This is a genomic window from Paenibacillus residui (assembly GCF_042677205.1).
GTDB lineage: Bacteria > Bacillota > Bacilli > Paenibacillales > NBRC-103111 > Paenibacillus_L > Paenibacillus_L residui.
In genome coordinates this window covers 29,797-47,170 of sequence record NZ_JBHTIU010000076.1, presented here as the reverse complement: position 1 = coordinate 47,170, position 17,374 = coordinate 29,797, and the positions used below count along the sequence as shown (strand labels likewise).

Here is a 17,374-nt window from a genome sequence, read left to right as displayed (position 1 = left end):
GAGGTTCCTTCGGGGTTCGCGTTCCAGGCATCTTAAATGACTGCCCACGCTAGCTTGACACTGACGTCCCCTTGGCCTTGCTTGCTCTTACGGTTACCCTTGGGTAAAATGAGACGCAATATCGTCTGTGTTGATATACGTTTCCCGGTATTGGCTCGGCGTCATTCCCCGCAGTTTCCTGAACACGCGGGTGAAGCTGCGATAAGAATCGAAGCCGACCTCCACCGCAACGTCGGCGACAGGCATATCTGTGGAAGACAGTAAACTGAGAGCGCTGCCAATTCGGATCTTATGCATATAATCCACAAACCCTTCCCCGCACAGCTTCTTGAGACCCTGACTTATGTAAGGAGGGCTTAAGTTGAATTTCTTGGACAATGTTTCCAGGGTAAGCTTCTCGGCGTAGTGGGTGTGGATGTATTGAATAACGTTCTCCAGCCTTTTCTGTGAATCAAGCGCAGGCCTGAATTCATCCTGGGCCGCAGGCTGCAATTCGCGGGCAAACTGAAGCAGCGCTTCCAGCAATTTGACACGGATGAAAGTGAACTTGCCGAAGTTGGAGCCGGTATATTCCCGGACGATCGAGGAGAAGATGCTGTTCATCTGTTCGATTTGTTCATTCTTGAAGTCGACGAAGGACGGGAGGTCGCCCCCCGAACGCAGCAATCTGCCCACCAGCTCGAAGTCGAAGCGGGAGCCGAACAGGACGCTGATGTCGAACATGCAGCAATAGACCCGCAGCGGAGAGGCAGGATTGCCTTGAATCTCGTGAATATGATGCGGGAGCAGGAAGGAGGCCGTTCCCGGCTGAAGGGTATGTTTCTTTCCGTTGATGATCTCGATGCCGCTGCCTTCCACTACGTATAAGAGCTCCACGTAATCGTGGTGATGCATATTGATGAGGAAATCAATCGTAATTTCCAATATGTAGAATGGCAGTTGGCCTCTCTTGACATTGGCGACGGTGATGGTGTCGTGATATTCAGGAAACATTCCCATCGGAAAAAATCTTCCCTTCTCCCAAAGATTAAAATGTGACTTATGCTATTTGGATAATGACCTATCCCGTAGTTACATCTATAGTACCTTACATATTAGAAAAGAAAAAGAATATGATTAAGGAGAAGATGGGACATGGATAAGGAAAAACTGGCAATTGACGGGGGCGTGCCCGTAAGGCAAGGAGGCTGGAAAGCCAGATGGCCCGTATTTGACGATTTGGAAAGAAAAATGATTATGGAAGTATTGGAATCGGGCAATTGGGGAGGTATTTTTGAATACGGTTCCATGCACGGCAAACTGCCGAATATGGAGAGGAAATTCGCTCAACTTCAGGAGGCCAATCATGCGATCGCTCTGGTTAACGGGACCGTCGCCATTTCGGTAGCGCTTCAGGCATGCGGAGTGAAGCCGGGAGATGAAGTGATCGTACCTCCCTATACGTTCGTCGCTACCGCCTCGGCACCGCTCGCTATCGGCGCCATTCCGGTATTCGTCGATGTCGAGGAGGATACTCTGCTCCTCGATCCTGACAAGATCGAAGCCGCCATCACCCCGCGCACCAAGGCGATCGTTCCGGTACATATCGCAGGCGGCCCGGCCAATATGACCCGCATTGTAGAGATCGCCAAGAAGCATAATCTTGTCGTGGTGGAGGATGCCGCTCAAGCCATTGGGGCGAAGTGGGACGGGCGCTGTGTCGGGACGCTCGGCGATATGGGGACGTTCAGTCTGCAATCGAGCAAAAACTTGAACTCCGGAGAAGGCGGGGTCATCACGACGAATGACGAACAACTGCTGATCAATGCGTGGTCGCTGATTAACGTCGGCAGAATCCCGGGAGGCAAGTGGTACCAGCATGAAAGAATCGGCCAAAACTACCGGATGACGGAATTCCAGGCCGCGCTTGTCCTTGCGCAAATGACCCGCCTGGAGGAGCAGATGAGAACAAGGGAAGCCAATGTAAAGATTCTGGATGGGCTTCTTTCCGAGATAGACGGCATTAAGCTGTTGACCAGAGATCCGAGAGTGACGAGACATGCCAATCACTTGTATATGTTCAAGCTGGATTCCGATTTCGCGCGCGGAATCGATAAGGACGATTTTATTAACAAGGTGAATGCGGAGGGCATCTTCGTCCTGACCGGCTATAACTCATTGAATACCAACGAGGCCATCAAGCAGGCATCCAAGGAATTAAGCGGGCGGGATCATGAGTATTCCTGTCCTGTAAGCGAAAGAGCTTGCGAGAAAGAGGCGCTGTGGCTGACACAGGTTACACTGCTCGAAGATGAGCAGGCCATGCATGATATTGCGAAAGCTCTTGAGAAAGTCATTAAATCGTATTCCTAATCCTATACGAAATGATTTCATCTGAGGCCAGTGATGCAAACGAACCGGTTTGATATTCACTTGCCTCAGAAGTAATTATATCGTGAGGCTGTATGGCACAAACCATTAGTAAGCGCTTACAGCCGTTGTGAAAAATTGGGGGCTGATCAACGATGGGTAGACAAACCAATCGTATCTTTTTGTCTATGATAACCGTACTGATCCTGCTTGTCGCCGCATGCTCGAAAGATCCCTCTTCGAATGAAGGAGATTCGGATAACAAAGGCAGGGTGGCCATTTCCATGTTCATGGGGGATTCCGGACTGCCCCATCCCGAAGGAGTCGATCCGGAGAACAACAAGTTTATTAATATCGTTAAGGAACAAGCGGGTGTAGACCTGAAGCTGGAGGTTCCCTCCTACGCAGATTTTCCGACCCGATTCAATCTTATGCTGGCTTCGGGCAAGATGCCCGATTTGGTTCAGACTTATTTGGTTGACGAGACCTACCGGGCCGCCAGACAAGGCGCCTTCATCGACTTGAAGGAATACTACGACAATTCCCCGCAGGTGCAGAAGTATATTACGAAGGAAATGATGGAATTTGCCAAAGATCCGGTCACCGGCAAGTATTGGAGGATACCGATGGCCTGGGAGGCCGGTCCGCAGGGCTCGGGTGTGAACATGATGAGAGGGGAACTCATCGATAAATATAATAACGGGGTATGGCCCAAATCGGTTGACGAATGGATTGAATTTTTCAAGGTCGTGAAGAAGGAGATCCCGGACGCCGTCATCATGTCCAATGCGGCATCGGGTGATAATGTATTCACGGGCGGAGGCAGCGTGATTTATTTCTGGTACGGGGCGGTTCCCTACGGTTGGCGAATTCAAGACGGAGAAATCATTCCCAACGTCCTTCTGCCGGAATTCCGGGAAGCGACATTGGTTATGAAAGATTTATACGACCAGGGACTGCTGGATCCCGAATTCGCGACGACCGACGACTCCAGATACAATGAGAAGGTTATTAACAACACGGTATTGCTGCAGGTGAACAGCGCGGATCAGATCGCTCCCGGGGCGGTGTACTACAAGACGGAGAAATCGCTGCCTCCTCACGCCAAAGAGGTTAAGTGGCTGTTTGCGCCTCCGCTGAAGGAATATCCGAAAGTGTTGAAAGATAAGAAATATGCCGAGCCGAAGATGGGGCTTCCCATCATTACACACGGTTTGTACATTTCTTCGAGCAGCAAACATCCGGATGAAGCATGGAAGGTAATCGAAGCGTTCGCCTCGGACGAATTATACGAATCCATCTTCTGGGGCTACGAAGGCGAAGGCGTGACCTATAATACCGTTGACGGAAAGCGGGTTCCTACGGATAAGATCGGACCCGGGACAGAGGATTATTGGTCACTTCATTTGGCATTAGTGTTCGGTTTTCTCGAAGGGCAGGATGCCAAAGTCGCTTCTCATAGACTGGCTCTCGGGGATAAGTATACGGACGAGGTATATAACAGCATATACGCAATGGACCAAATCGCAAGGGAGAACGGAATCGGAGAGCTGCCCGGCTATGTAGCGCCGGATGAAGCCGTATTGAAGGCTTCGGAAGCCCGGCTGGCGATCAACAGCGTTACGGTCGAGGCGATCATGGGCAAGATTACGATGGAACAATTCGATCAGCGGGTGAAGCAATGGGAAGCTCAATTCCGCGATGTTATCTACGGTCCGATGCAGAAATATCTGGATGAAAACAAAGAAATGCTTATCCGCCAGGGCGTGAAGCATGCCGGCTGGTAAAGCTCATTGATTTTATATCGAAGGTGCCCTTTCGCTTCCATAGCTCAAAGCGGGCGCCTCAGTCTATTAAAGGAAGGAGGATATGGCGGGGAAGATGTCCAAGCGAAAAGTACGCACCCGATCCCTTATCACCCTCTATTTGCTTCTAGCGCCGACCCTTATTTCCTTGTTCTTCTTCAACTACATTCCGATGTACGGCGTCATTGTCGCCTTTAAGGATTATTCCGTGTATAAAGGCGTGTTTGGCAGCGATTGGGCAGGTTTGAAATACTTCGCCTATTTTCTTAACGATGCCAAGTTTTGGTCGGTTATGAAAAATACCCTCATCTTGAACTTTTATGATCTTCTATTCGGGTTTACGGCGCCGATTCTGTTTGCGCTTTTGGCTAACGAAATTTTCGCCCGAGGCTTCAAGAGAATAGTGCAGACCATTTCTTATCTGCCCCATTTCCTGTCCTGGATTGTCGTCGCCGGGCTGGTTCATCAGATGCTGTCCCCTGCGGACGGCTTGCTCAATATGTTCCTGAAATCGGCGTTCGGAATCGATCCGATTTACTTTATGGCCGAGAAAGAAATGTTCCGTGCCATTGCAGTCATAGCGCAAATATGGAAAAGTGTGGGCTGGTCCGCGATTTTATATTTTGCCATTATTGCCGGCATTGACAGCAGCCTGTATGAGGCGGCGATGATCGATGGAGCCAGCCGTTTCCGGCAGGCGATTCATGTTACGCTGCCTGCGATGGTTCCTATGATTACGCTGCTGTTTTTGCTGCAGCTCGCGAACATTTTCGGCATTGGCTTCGAGAGGGTATTTTTATTGCAAAATCCATTGGTGTATGACGTATCTGAAGTTATCAGCACCTATATATACCGGGTGGGGTTGGAACAATCTCAATATAGTTTAACGACTGCGATAGGCTTGACTCAAAGTGTAATGGCATTTGTGCTGTTGGTTGTTTCAAACCGGGTCTCCAAGAAACTGAGCGGTACAGGGCTCTATTAACCTAGTAAAGGCAGGCATAACTATGATTGTTTACAAATCAACCTCCAGAACTATCTTTAATATCTTTAACTACTCTTTGTTCGGGCTGTTCTGCCTCTCCGTTATTGTCCCGTTCTTCAATGCGATGGCTATCTCTCTAAGCAGCTACCAAGAGGTTGTCCAAGGCAATATCGGCATTTGGCCCCGAGGGTTCAACCTGGACGGGTATATCAAGCTGGCGGCCAATGCTTCCTTCCTTCGTTCTTTCGCCAATACCGTCATGCTGACGGTCGTGAATACGGTTCTGGTCATTGCGTTCTCGATCAGTGCGGCCTATTCCCTTTCCCATAAACATTTGATCGGCAGAAAATTTTTCTTCCATTTCATTCTATTGACGATGTTTTTCAACGGCGGGTTGATTCCGACTTATCTGGTTGTCACAAAGCTGGGCCTGACGAATACTTATTGGGCGCTCATTCTTCCCAGCATATGTAACGTTTTTTACATTATCGTCTTCAAAAATGTGATTGACCGGCTGCATAAGGAAATTATGGAATCCGCCGAAATTGACGGAGCCGGGGAACTGGTGATGCTTACACGTATCATCTTCCCGATGGTTCTGCCGATGATAGCGGCTTTTACGGTATTCAGCGCCGTTGCTTACTGGAATGAATGGTTTAACGTATTAATATACATCCGTGATAAAGAATTATGGACCTTACAATATCATCTGAGAGACATACTGATAGATTCCGGATCGGCCAGCAAGCTCTCGCAAGAGGCCATGATCAAAGGGCAGGACCGGGTACACCCCCAGAATATCAAGATGGCGGCGTTGATGCTGACCGTCTTGCCCATTATTGCGATTTACCCGTTTGTTCAGAAGTATTTCATTCACGGCCAACTGGTCGGAGCGGTGAAAGGCTGACATATACTAGGAGGATTGAGGATGGAAACGAAGCTTTGGTTAGGAACCTCGAAAATCGATATTACCCCGCAGCATAGTGTGCCTCTTGCCGGATTCAGCTTGCGAAGTGAAGACGGGGGCTGCAAGGGGATAACTCATCCGCTGTACGCCCGGATCTTTTATTATCGCCATATGGACGGGGACGGACGAGAGATGCAGGCGCTGTTAGTGTCTGCGGATTTGATCTGGTGGGGCAGTGAGCGGGTACCTCAGCTTAAATTGCAAATTCATGAGAAGTGGGGCATTCCGGAAGATTCGATCCTGCTTCATGGCACCCATACGCACTCCGGGCCCCAGACGAGCACCCAATTTTCCGATTTACTGGGCAAAGCGGATCTCCGCTATATAGTGGAGTTGGAGGCTCTTGTATTGGAGGGGATCGGGCAGGCTATGGCCGACCGGGAGGCCGTACATGTGGAATTTATACGAGGGCGCAGCGATATAGGCATCAACCGCCGGAAGATGGTGGACGGACAATGTGATTTCAAGGCGAATCCGGGCGGGCCGCATGACTCTGAAGTGCAGTTGGTCCGTTACCGTTCTCTGACAGGGGAAACGAAAGCCCTGCTTGTTCATTTCGCTTGTCATCCTGTCGCTAATATGGAAAATTGGGTGTCTTCCGAATTTTGCGGAGCGGCCATGGATACGATTGAGCAAACGCTGGGGGGAGGGGTCGTCTCCGCTTATTTGCAGGGCTGCTGCGGGGATATCAACCCGGCGGGCGCCGACGGCGAGCTGATCCTGAAAGGCAATGACGATGAAGTGACGCGAATAGCGAAGCAGTTCGCCGGCGATGTCCTCGGGGCGATGAACGGGGAGTGGGAACGGCTGGAGGGTTGTCCGCTGACAGCCCGCATCGTAACGCTGTCCGCCCCATTGCAGAACCCGCCCTCCGCTCAGGAGCTTGTGAAGCGGATGGATGAGCCCGGGGTCATCGGGGAATGGAGCAGGAAGCTGCTGGAATGCCCTCCCCGCCTGCAGCCGCAGAGGCCGCTGGACGTCGTCACCTTAACTTTGGCAGAGGGCTTGTCCGTTGTCGCCATGAATGCGGAAGTCGTTGTGGAGTACGGCCTCTATATTAAAGAAGCCATGAAAGAAGCCTGTAATGGGCGCGTACTGCCTCTAGGGTACACGAACGGGATGATCGGGTATATTCCTACCGCGGCACAGATTGGGGAGGGCGGCTATGAAGCTTATTGGTCCACTCATTATTTCCTGCTGCCCGCGCCTTTCTCCGAGGAGATCGAACCGATGCTTCGCCAAGCCATCCGGGAAATAGCGGAGTGCACCAATGCTTAATAAATGACCTGACCGGTTATAAATATGTCCTGGTCCTGCCCCGGATCTATAGTATTTTATGGAATGAATACGATAGGAGGGACAGGTGAAATTCATGGCAATGAATATCGGTGTTATCACCCACTTGGCGAATGAGGGAGACTGTTTTGCCAAGATGAGCGATTTCGGCTTGAACGTCTGCCAGCTCATGTGCTGGGATGTGTCCATGGCGACTCGGGAGATCGCTGAGAACACGGTCCGTCATGCCGGGGCTGCCGGTGTAACGATCAGCGCCTTCTGGGGAGGGCTGCCCCAGCCGCAGGTGTGGGACTTCAAGGAGGGGCCGCTTACCCTCGGCATTGTTCCGGTCAAGTACCGGGAGGAGCGCATGAAAGTGTTGAAGAAGTGGGCCGATTTTGCCGGTTGGATAGGGACTCGGGCTCTGGTCACCCATTGCGGCTTTATCCCGGAGAACTTGACGGACCCGGAGTATGACGGTGTTGTGGAAGCTATCCGTGAAATTGCAAGCTATTGCGAGCGATTGGGAATCGAGTTCTGGCTGGAGACAGGGCAGGAGACGCCGGTGGTGCTGCTGAGAACGATTGAACGCGTCGGAATGAGCAACGTGGGCATAAATCTGGATCCGGCGAACCTGATTATGTATGGCAAGGGAAATCCTGTAGACGCACTTGATGTTATCGGTAAGCATGTGAGGGAAGTCCATATTAAGGACGGGATGTACCCCTCCAATGGGGATGAACTGGGCCGGGAGGTTCCCGTCGGTCAAGGCAAAGCCCATTTCCCGGAGCTGATAAGACGCTTGCGGGAAATAGGAATGGACGGAAACCTGATCATCGAGAGGGAAATCTGGGGAGAGCAGCAGACCAGGGATATTCAAGCGGCGATTGCCCAACTGAAGGGCTGGCTGCAATAAAATAAACGAAGGAAGTGATGTCGATGAATCTGCTGACGACGATCAAAGGGTCCATGATGGAAGAATGGCTGCCTTCGGGCTGGGATCTTGCCAAAATAGAGGGGTGCATAGGAAGCTCCCCCGAAGAGATTACTGAGCGTCAGGCGCATTGGCACGAGCAATTTCAGCCGGTGGCCTGCCATAGTATTGAGGAATTTAACGTCTATCTTGGCCATGAAATAGCCATGCTTATCAAAACATCCAAAGAACGCGGAGAGCCGCTGGCCTTGATTCTGCCGGTCGGCCCTATGGGGATGTACAAGTGGACCGTTTACTTCCTGAAAATGTGGAATGTGAGCGCTGATCATGTCCATGGCTTCAACATGGATGAATGGAGCGATGCGGACGGAAATACGCTTCCGGCTTCCAATCCGGGCTCGTTCCAGTATGCCATGGAAAAAGCTTTCTACGGGCCGCTGGGCGAGCTGACGGTCCCGGTGCAGCAGAGAAACTTCGCCACCAGGGATAATATCGGGACCTACGCGGAGAAAATAGCGAAGCTAAAATCGGCCAACGCGAAGCTTGGAGTCGTATACGGAATAGGGAGAGTGTTCCACATTGCCTTCTGGGAACCGCATTATGCCGGGGAATACAGCTCGGAAGACGAATGGAAGCTAAGCACGCATCGGACAGGGGCCCGTCTCCACCCGCTGACGATCGAGCAGAACGCAATCACAAGCTTCAAGAGCCGGACTACCCTGATTCCTTGCTACGCTAATACGATCGGGCCGGGACTGTTCCTGCAGGCCGACTATGCGATTGGCGGAGCGGACGGAATTCTCGGCAGGGGGATGATGTGGCAGGGAATGTCGCTCTGGACGACACTGCGGTATGGGGCGGACCCATGGGTGCCCTCCTCCTACATGCCTACTCTCCCCGGCAAGCTGTTTTTCATGAACGAGTTGGCCGGTCCGCTGAAGCCGGAATTAAATTGAAGGGGGCCGGAGTTTTTTGCCATACCGCCTTATCGAATAGCAATAGTATATCCTTGGCCGGGGACGTTCATCGTTTCCCGGCCGGTTGCTTCATGGCTTCGGAAGCCATTTACTCTCTTGTCCACTTTTGTCGAAGGGGCGGCATTTTATTTTTCGATTTTACCGGTATCTTTTATTTTAAATTGGATTTTACATTTGACTTTTGCATCCGGGTATTTCTGCTCCCAATCCATAGCTTTCCATGCTTCGTAACTCATGTTGTTTCTCACGTATTTGCCGATCCCTAAACTATCTACCCGATTCATCTGCATATGTTTTACCATTTTGTTTGCCCTACGGGTAATATGATCAGACATCATGGTTTCGATGCTGCTTCGGTTCTTTTCTTCGCTCAGATCACGCGGTCCAATATACTCGAGGATGGAACCCTTTACTTTCACGTTGATTTCGACTTCCGGACTTCCCGAGTCCGTTCGTTTTACCTTTATATTTCTGCGGGAGGTTAAGGAATTGAACATTACCAATTCGTTTTCTCCTTCAGCCTGTCCGAGTTCCACATCAAGATTACCACGTTTGACATTGTCTCGGAGAAATCCGAAGATAAGCGCATCATCCGGCTCAATTTTGGTGATATATCGAGAACCCTTAAATAAACCGATACCGTCTAATGAAATATTATCCCGATCCTCCCGTATGACCGGGACGACGGGGTCGATGCCGTCATCTAGAAAATCCCTGGTAAATTCATATAATGTCACTTTAGGTATTGCGTGTTCCTTCGCTTCTTTTGTTAATAATCGATCAATGTATTGATCCGTACGCGGGTGCTGCTTGAAATCTTTGGCCAGCAGGCTGCTTGCACTCCCATTGACTATTGCTATTTTGGCATGTGGAGAAACGGAAGGGTCTCTGCTAAATGTATCAAACTGGTCCCACAACCCTTGTTTCGCCAGTGACACACCGAATATCAGATTTCGTAATTGTCCGTTCACTAAGGTCAGGCTTGTCTGTCTGGCAAACTCAACTTTGGCTTCTTTACTGCTTTTCGCTTCAGTGGTTAACACTTTCCTCTGAGTTTTAACCCCCGGTTCCGTAATCGGGACGCTATTGGATATAAGGAATTGCCCGTTCGGTAACAAATCGAAGCTTTCCGTCTCGATAAATCCTGCTTTTTCCAAAATACGCTGGTCTCCGCATCCGGTAAGAATGGTTAACAAAAGTATCGTTAGGCCAAACCATTTTTTAACCATCTGCCACTCCACCTTTCTTACGCTGTAGAAGTAATACGAGAATGACAATGATAGGGAAGCCGAATGCTACACCGATTTGGATATGTCCCGACGTCTGAAGCCATTGTCTAACTTCGTTCATGACTTCGGGAATAAATCCGATGAAATAAACAATCGTCAGGATGATAAACTCAAGCACTCCCGGTTTCGTCTTTGGGAATATACGCTGACAAGCTTCTTTGGCCGCCCAAACATACATGACTGTAGAAAATAAGGTTGTAAACATAAAGAATCCGTAAAATAAATTTTCTACACGCTGCACAAACGGGAGCCTTATGTAAGACATAATGTCAATGACGGGATATTGGATCGTTTTCAATTGATCAATACTATAAAAACCGAAGCAAACAATACAAGTAATTAAATAGACGAATGTGATCATTATGTTGGCGATGAACACCGCCTTTATAAACTTTGTTTTTCGGTCCGTATAGGGGAAAATAAAAAGACTCAGTTCGTACCCGAGGTAACCGAAGAAAAGATTCAGACTTCCCGAGAGTATGCTCTCCCCGCCCTTAAATACAAAAGGGGTCAATCTGGCCCATTCGAAATCTCCCAAGAAGAAAAGTAACAACAGCAGCATCCATATGATGAGCCAGAAAAAAATAGTCGCGGCTTTAGCAATCACGTAAATTCCCTTACTAATTAATAACAAAGCAAGAATATCCATTAATAATTTCAAGGCCATTGGTGGGGTAGTAGGAAAAGAGAACATTTGAAAAATTAACACGTACTGTTTGGTTGTCAGGCATCCAAGCATAGCCCACAGAAAAGCTAATGCCAAATAAACCGGAAAGAGGACGAGCTTCGGAACGGATTGCTCCAAAATGTCGTATACCGATCTGCTTCCGCCAAGCCGGTGAACTATCCATATGAGCAATATGTTGACGGATACTATAAAGGAAACAAGGAAAATCCCAAGCCATCCGTTCGTTCCAAAATAATTTGCCAATAGGTTCGGCATACCCAAGATAGCGACGCCTGATTGGAACATATAGATTAAGATGGTTGCGTGAAAAAAGCTCAGCTTCTCTTTCACTTTGGAATTACCTCATTTCCGCATTTTGTTACGCACTTTATTCGGCGAATCGGATTGTGTCGGTCTTCGTTTAATAACCCAGAACGGAGCTCGAACGAATACATCCTTCCAATCCGTTATTTGAAATGGCGCGACCGGTGTAACATAGGAAGTACCCAAGCTTGTCAGTCCGCTTAAATGGATAACAATGTAGGCAATGCCTAGCGCCAGTCCGAAATTTCCCAACATTCCGGCCAACAGGATTAAACCGAAGCGAATCAAACGAATAGAGGCGCTCATGACATAACTCGGGATGACAAAGGAGGCGATGGCGGAAGACGCGACAGCGATCACTAAAATATTGCTTGTAAAGCCCGCTTGAACCGCCGATTGTCCGATAACGATTCCCCCTACAATTCCGATCGTCTGACCGATTTTGGTAGGCAGACGTGCCCCCGCTTCCCGTAGTAGCTCAATCGTCGTTTCCATCAGTAAAGCTTCGATCAATGGCGGAAACGGTACCTTGCTTCTTGATTCTGTCAGAGACAGCAGCAAATTTTCCGGAATCATTTCATAATGGAAGGTGGTGACGGATACATACAATGCCGTGAATGTAATTGTAATGAGAAATGAGACATATCTTAGCAGCCGGGTGGCGGTGCCAATGACCCATCGCTGATAATAATCGTCCGAAGAAGTAAAGAATTCGAAAAAGGAGGTTGGTGCACTGATAACCGAAGGGCTGCCATCTATAAAGCAGAGAACTCTGCCGTCAGTCAATTTGGATACGGCCGCATCGGGGCGTTCCGTCGTCAGAAACTGCGGGAAGATGGAATTCGGATTATCATCGATCACTTGAATCAACATATTAGTATCATAAATAGCATCGGTTTCGATGTTTATAAGTCTGTCGGTCAGTTCCCGGACATAGTCCATATTTGCAATATCTTTGATGTAAAGGACATAGGCTTCCGTTTTGGTAATTTCGCCTACGGTTACTTTAATGACTTTGAGGTGAGAGCTTTTTAAACGGGAACGGATTAGAGAAAGATTCGACTCGGCCTTCTCGGTAAAGGCATCATGCGGACCGGTAATCACCGTTTCCGTTTCGGATTGTTCAATCGAACGTGCGGCAGGGCAGTATACATCAATCAGATAACAGTTCTCGTTATGAAAGAGAGCGACATTCCCGGTGAGTATACCTGTAATCAGTTCTTTAGAATCGCCGGTTAGTTTAAACTGGGAGCGTTGAAGGATTTGAGGAACATCAGATATGGAAGATACGCCCATAAGTGGAGTAATTACATCGCGATTTAATTTTTCGTCATCTACCAGATGTCCGAAAAAAAGAATGACGACGCCGATTTCCGGATAAGTTCGGGAAACCAAATCCGTACAATCTGCAAATTCATCAAGTGTGTGCTGAAGGGTTGCTTTAGTGTCGGGCTGAATGTCAATCGATTCTTCGGATTCCTTATGCTGCAAGGATTTATAAAATCGTTTAAATAAACGAGATCGCATTTCGGCCATTCCACCTTAAACTGATAGTCGCATTTGCATACCTTATTATTCATACTGACGAGGAACCTCATGCACTATTTACCTAATTCTGTTATCATTGCGGAGTCCGAACGGTGAGATTGCGGAAGTATTGAAACGATGGTTTTATCTAGATGTTTGACATATTGTAAGAAGAAGCAACTGTGTTTGAGCAAAAAATAATCGTTTTCATCATTATTAGAGCCGAAGATCTATTTCTATTTGAGCTTCGGCTCAATTCGTTCGTTCTGGATAAACTCCCTTAACATCCGTAATTTATGGCCGTCAACGTAATCGAGCGAACTCAGCAGGCGCCGCCGGAATCCGGTAACTTCTATTAGCAATTGGCTTTCAAATCGCTGCTGTAGGAGCAGTCTGCTTCACCCTCAAAGCTCGTCAAACTAGTCCGCATAAATGGCCAAGTCTCTACATAGACATGTATCAGTGAAATCGCAAAGGCTTGCGAAAGCTGGGCTGGTTAACAAACCTTGAGGAGAGAGGGATGATGGGAATGCGACGGGTCACGTGGATGGCAGCCATCGTATTGGCAATTGCAGTCATTTTATCCGGATGCGGCGCTAAGGATGCCGGAGCTGTAGTCAAGGAACTGAACGAAGTCGTCAGCAAGATGGAGAGCTATCAGGGAGTGGGCCGGATGACGCTGCATACGGGGCAGGTGCCCCAGGAATACCAGGTCGAAGTCTGGTTCAAGAAACCGCACTATTACCGAATTTCTTTAACTAACGACAAGAAGGATATTACCCAAATTGTTTTGCGAAATGATGAAGGGGTGTATGTGCTGACTCCTCATTTGAATAAAAGCTTCCGCTTCCAGAGCAATTGGCCGGACAATCAAGGGCAGGCTTATCTGTTCCAGTCGATTGCGGACAGCATCCTGACAGATAAGGATCGTCAGTTTACGGCCGAAGAGAATGCATATGTCTTTGATGTACTGGCCAACTACCAGAATGCGTCCCTGGTGAGGCAGAAGATATGGCTCGACAAGAAGACGCTTCAGCCGCAGAACGTGCAGGTGACCGATGCCGGCAATAACGTCATGGTGTCAATGGAGTTCAGCCATTTCGAGTTTAATAAACAATTCGATAAAGACTCCTTCGATATGCAGAGAAATATGACGGCATCGATGCTGCCGACTGCTCCGACGATGCTTCCGAAAGAGGGACAATCGCCCGCAGCAGAAGGTGAGCAGACAGATGGAGGTAAGCAGCAGGCTTCGGCAGAAGGTGAGCAGACGGATGGAGATAAGCAACAGGCTTCGGCAGAAGGCGAGCAGACGGATGGAGGCAAGCAGCGGGCCTCTGCTGAAGGCGAGCAGACGGATGGAGGCAAGGGGCAGGTCTCTGCAGAAGGCGAGCAGTCGGACGGAGCCAAGGGGCAGGCCTCGGCTGAAGCCGGGCAGACGGACGGAGATAAGCAGCAACCACTGGTATTTATTGATCCCGCCTACATGCCGGAGGGAGTTACCCAATCGGAGGTAACCGAGGTGAAGCTTGGAGACGGCAAGGGACTGCTGCAAAGATATTCCGGCACTTATCATTATACTTTGCTGCAATCCAAGCCGGTGGACCGCTCCGTCTCCGTCCTGCCCGCAACCTTGGTGGACCTGGGCTATACCTTTGCGGTGATGACGGGAGAGGACAAGAAAACGCTGATATGGACATACGATGGCGTAGAGTTCCGTTTATCCTCCGGCGATCTTCCTGCTGAGGAAATGGTTGCCATTGCCCAATCCGTCCAGGATCAGTCGGCAAAATAGAGCCCGACGATTCATTGACAGCATACCCAGAAGCGTTTAACATTAAAGCTATTAGCACCAGAAACGCCGGTACCGAGGGGTTACTAGAGAAGTTTAGGCTTCTTAAGTATCCCCTTACGCTGTAAAAGTAGGTGGAAGGCTTGGATTCGTTTTATCGTCCGACATGGATAGAGATTTCATTGGACGCGCTTCGTCACAACCTGAATGCCTTCCGCAGCCTGTTGGACCCGTCTATACAAATGATGGCGGTGATCAAAGCGGATGCTTACGGCCACGGAGCCGTTGAAATAGCCAAGGAAGCATCGTCTTGCGGTGTTAAATATTTGGCGGTGGCATTCCTGGATGAAGCGTTGGAATTGAGAAAAGCAGGGATTGAAGACCCGATCCTGATACTGGGTCACACTCCTGCGCAGGGGATTCCCCTTGCTCTGGAGAACGGAATTACGCTGAACGTGTACAATGAAGAGAATTTGCAGGCGGTGGCCGAACTGGCCGGCGAGAAGCATCCGGCCAAGATTCACATCAAGATTGACAGCGGTATGGGGAGGCTGGGCCTGCATCAGGAGGAACAAGCGATAGCGTTCATCGAACGGGCGCTCCGAACTCCGGGAGTGATCGTGGAGGGCTTGTTTACTCATTATGCCAGCGCAGATGAGGAAGATAAGACGTACACGAGGATGCAGTACAGCCGGTTTGACAGAATCGTTCAATACTTTGCCGAGCGCGGTATCAGATTTCCCTATTTGCACGCCGGGAACAGCGCTGCGGCCATCGATCTGCCGGAGCTTACCTATAATATGGTGAGACTGGGGATTGCGATGTACGGGATTTACCCTTCGGCTCAAGTTAATCAGAAGAAGATTCTGCTGGAGCCGGTTATGAGCTTCAAGACGAAGATTGTCATGGTTAAATCGATGCCGGCTAATGAAGGGATCAGTTACGGTGTGGTGTATAGAACCCGACAGGACGGGGAGAGGATAGCTACCTTGCCGGTCGGTTATGCCGACGGTTACTCCCGAATGTTGACGGGCCGGGCGCGGGTGCTGGTGAAGGGACAGAGTGTTCCCGTCGTCGGTACGATATGTATGGACCAATGCATGATTAATGTGACGGATCTTCCCGAAGCGGCCTGTGGTGATGAAGTGGTGCTTTTTGGAAGGCAGCAAGATGCAATTATTCCCGTAGAGGAAATTGCAGCAACGCTCGGCACGATTCCCTATGAGATCGTCTGCATGATCTCGCACCGGGTTCCCAAAGTATACGTTAGCCACGGCAAGGTTCAGAACACTTTGAATCTGCTGCGGCATTATTGACAGGACTATGGAATAACTCGCCACGATCTTTATCATTTGTATAACATAATTGATATATCTTGCGCATATATTTTTTCTTGTATTAAATTGCTTGAAATCCGCTATAATGGTAATATTGGTTGAGTAATGTTTGGGGGTGCGAGTTCTTTGTCCAGTGCGAACACGAAAAGGATCATGATCAGTTTGCCTGACCAGCTTTTGCGGGAAGTGGACGGGATTGTGGAACTGGAAAAATCTAATCGAAGCGAGCTGATTCGGCAAGCGATGAAGCTTTATCTAATGGAGCGCAAAAAAAGGCACCTGCGCGAATCTATGCAGCGCGGCTATATGGAAATGGCCAAAATCAATCTCAACATTGCTTCCGAGTCCTTTCAAGCAGAGGAAGATGCGGGAAGCACATTAGACCGCTTAGTTAGCGGGGTGTAGATGTTGATAGTTAAGCGTGGCGATGTTTTTTTTGCTGAACTCTCTCCGGTCGTGGGATCGGAGCAAGGAGGAGTTCGTCCGGTTCTTGTCATTCAGAATGATATAGGCAACCGGTTCAGTCCGACTGTCATTATAGCGGCCATAACGGCCCAAATTCAGAAGGCGAAGCTGCCCACTCATGTCGAGATAGATGCCAAGACACATGGCTTTGACCGCGATTCGGTCATCCTGCTGGAGCAGATCCGTACCATCGACAAGCAGAGGCTGACTGATAAAATCACTCATCTGGACGATGAAACGATGCGCAAGGTAGACGATGCCTTGCAAATTAGCGTCGGACTGATTGACTTTTAAATTAAACAACCAGGTGTACGAGCAGCGGAGCGGGGGAGCTAATATCCCCCTTTTTTTATGCGATTGGGGATTGCTCGGAAAAACTGGGGAATATTCTATGGACTAAACACCTTGTCGAGGCTGTCGATTTAATGTGGAAAAGGGCGTACAACTGGTTAATTGTAATAGTACTAGTACTAGTACTAGTAATAGTAATAGTAATAGCAAAGTTCGTGCAGCATCAATGAAACTGGTAATGGATTACTGCGAAAATGTAACGGACCTGAGAGACCCTATTTTGTCAAATTAGGCGGTTTTTTTAGACTAACGGACACAGATGCGCTTATTTCATAGATTTCTCCTGCTTTCGCGTATGTTTCTTGGGAATAAGGTCGTCTCAGTCCGTTA

General features: G+C 49.1%; 15 protein-coding genes. 11 read left to right on the top strand and 4 right to left on the bottom strand.

Translation table 11 applies throughout. From position 1 onward, the window contains the following. Positions 1 to 93 precede the first annotated feature (93 nt). Positions 94 to 999 carry an AraC family transcriptional regulator gene (locus ACFQ03_RS19415; RefSeq protein WP_379290271.1) on the bottom strand — a complete coding sequence of 302 codons (906 nt, stop codon included), beginning with the start codon at positions 997 to 999 and terminating at the stop codon, positions 94 to 96. 135 nt (positions 1,000 to 1,134) lie between these two features. On the opposite strand from ACFQ03_RS19415, the gene ACFQ03_RS19410 reads away from it, so the two are divergent. The 7 genes from ACFQ03_RS19410 (at position 1,135) to ACFQ03_RS19380 (ending at position 9,271) form a co-directional block, all read left to right on the top strand. After that, the gene (locus ACFQ03_RS19410; protein ID WP_379290269.1) at positions 1,135 to 2,352 is read left to right on the top strand and encodes a DegT/DnrJ/EryC1/StrS family aminotransferase; all 1,218 of its coding nucleotides are present in this window, start codon (positions 1,135 to 1,137) and stop codon (positions 2,350 to 2,352) included. Between the two features lie 152 nt (positions 2,353 to 2,504). Beyond that, positions 2,505 to 4,136 (top strand): extracellular solute-binding protein, encoded by a 1,632-nt coding sequence (locus tag ACFQ03_RS19405; protein WP_379290267.1) that lies wholly within the window; start codon positions 2,505 to 2,507, stop codon positions 4,134 to 4,136. Positions 4,137 to 4,230: 94 nt separating this feature from the next. Beyond that, entirely contained in the window at positions 4,231 to 5,139 is a 909-nt protein-coding gene (locus ACFQ03_RS19400) for an ABC transporter permease (RefSeq protein WP_379290265.1), read from the top strand. Between the two features lie 22 nt (positions 5,140 to 5,161). After that, positions 5,162 to 6,046 (top strand): carbohydrate ABC transporter permease, encoded by an 885-nt coding sequence (locus tag ACFQ03_RS19395; RefSeq protein WP_379290264.1) that lies wholly within the window; start codon positions 5,162 to 5,164, stop codon positions 6,044 to 6,046. A 21-nt stretch (positions 6,047 to 6,067) separates the two neighbouring features. After that, complete coding sequence (locus ACFQ03_RS19390; protein WP_379290262.1) at positions 6,068 to 7,384, top strand: hypothetical protein; 1,317 nt, start codon at positions 6,068 to 6,070, stop codon at positions 7,382 to 7,384. A 94-nt stretch (positions 7,385 to 7,478) separates the two neighbouring features. Then, positions 7,479 to 8,297 carry a sugar phosphate isomerase/epimerase family protein gene (locus tag ACFQ03_RS19385; protein ID WP_379290275.1) on the top strand — a complete coding sequence of 273 codons (819 nt, stop codon included), beginning with the start codon at positions 7,479 to 7,481 and terminating at the stop codon, positions 8,295 to 8,297. A gap of 23 nt (positions 8,298 to 8,320) precedes the next feature. After that, entirely contained in the window at positions 8,321 to 9,271 is a 951-nt protein-coding gene (locus ACFQ03_RS19380; protein WP_379290260.1) for a glucosamine-6-phosphate isomerase, read from the top strand. Between the two features lie 146 nt (positions 9,272 to 9,417). Here the strand turns inward: ACFQ03_RS19380 and ACFQ03_RS19375 are convergent, their stop codons facing one another. The 3 genes from ACFQ03_RS19375 to ACFQ03_RS19365 are packed head-to-tail and all read right to left on the bottom strand — an operon-like array spanning position 9,418 to position 13,099. Further along, on the bottom strand, positions 9,418 to 10,521 hold the full coding sequence (locus ACFQ03_RS19375; protein ID WP_379290258.1) for a Ger(x)C family spore germination protein: 1,104 nt from the start codon (positions 10,519 to 10,521) through the stop codon (positions 9,418 to 9,420). Next, positions 10,514 to 11,599, bottom strand: a complete 1,086-nt coding sequence (locus ACFQ03_RS19370) for a GerAB/ArcD/ProY family transporter (RefSeq protein ID WP_379290256.1) — start codon at positions 11,597 to 11,599, stop codon at positions 10,514 to 10,516. The genes ACFQ03_RS19375 and ACFQ03_RS19370 overlap by 8 nt, the downstream gene beginning before the upstream one ends. Positions 11,600 to 11,611: 12 nt before the next feature. Continuing rightward, positions 11,612 to 13,099 carry a spore germination protein gene (locus ACFQ03_RS19365; RefSeq protein WP_379290254.1) on the bottom strand — a complete coding sequence of 496 codons (1,488 nt, stop codon included), beginning with the start codon at positions 13,097 to 13,099 and terminating at the stop codon, positions 11,612 to 11,614. A gap of 520 nt (positions 13,100 to 13,619) precedes the next feature. On the opposite strand from ACFQ03_RS19365, the gene ACFQ03_RS19360 reads away from it, so the two are divergent. From ACFQ03_RS19360 to ACFQ03_RS19345, 4 genes are all read left to right on the top strand, one after another. Then, positions 13,620 to 14,894: an outer membrane lipoprotein-sorting protein gene (locus tag ACFQ03_RS19360; RefSeq protein WP_379290252.1), complete on the top strand. Its 1,275-nt coding sequence runs from the start codon at positions 13,620 to 13,622 to the stop codon at positions 14,892 to 14,894. A gap of 140 nt (positions 14,895 to 15,034) precedes the next feature. Further along, positions 15,035 to 16,207, top strand: a complete 1,173-nt coding sequence (alr, locus tag ACFQ03_RS19355) for an alanine racemase (protein ID WP_379290250.1) — start codon at positions 15,035 to 15,037, stop codon at positions 16,205 to 16,207. 126 nt (positions 16,208 to 16,333) lie between these two features. Then, positions 16,334 to 16,633 (top strand): CopG family ribbon-helix-helix protein, encoded by a 300-nt coding sequence (locus ACFQ03_RS19350; protein WP_144937955.1) that lies wholly within the window; start codon positions 16,334 to 16,336, stop codon positions 16,631 to 16,633. Between the two features lie 3 nt (positions 16,634 to 16,636). After that, the gene (locus ACFQ03_RS19345; protein ID WP_010276580.1) at positions 16,637 to 16,987 is read left to right on the top strand and encodes a type II toxin-antitoxin system PemK/MazF family toxin; all 351 of its coding nucleotides are present in this window, start codon (positions 16,637 to 16,639) and stop codon (positions 16,985 to 16,987) included. Positions 16,988 to 17,374: the final 387 nt, after the last annotated feature.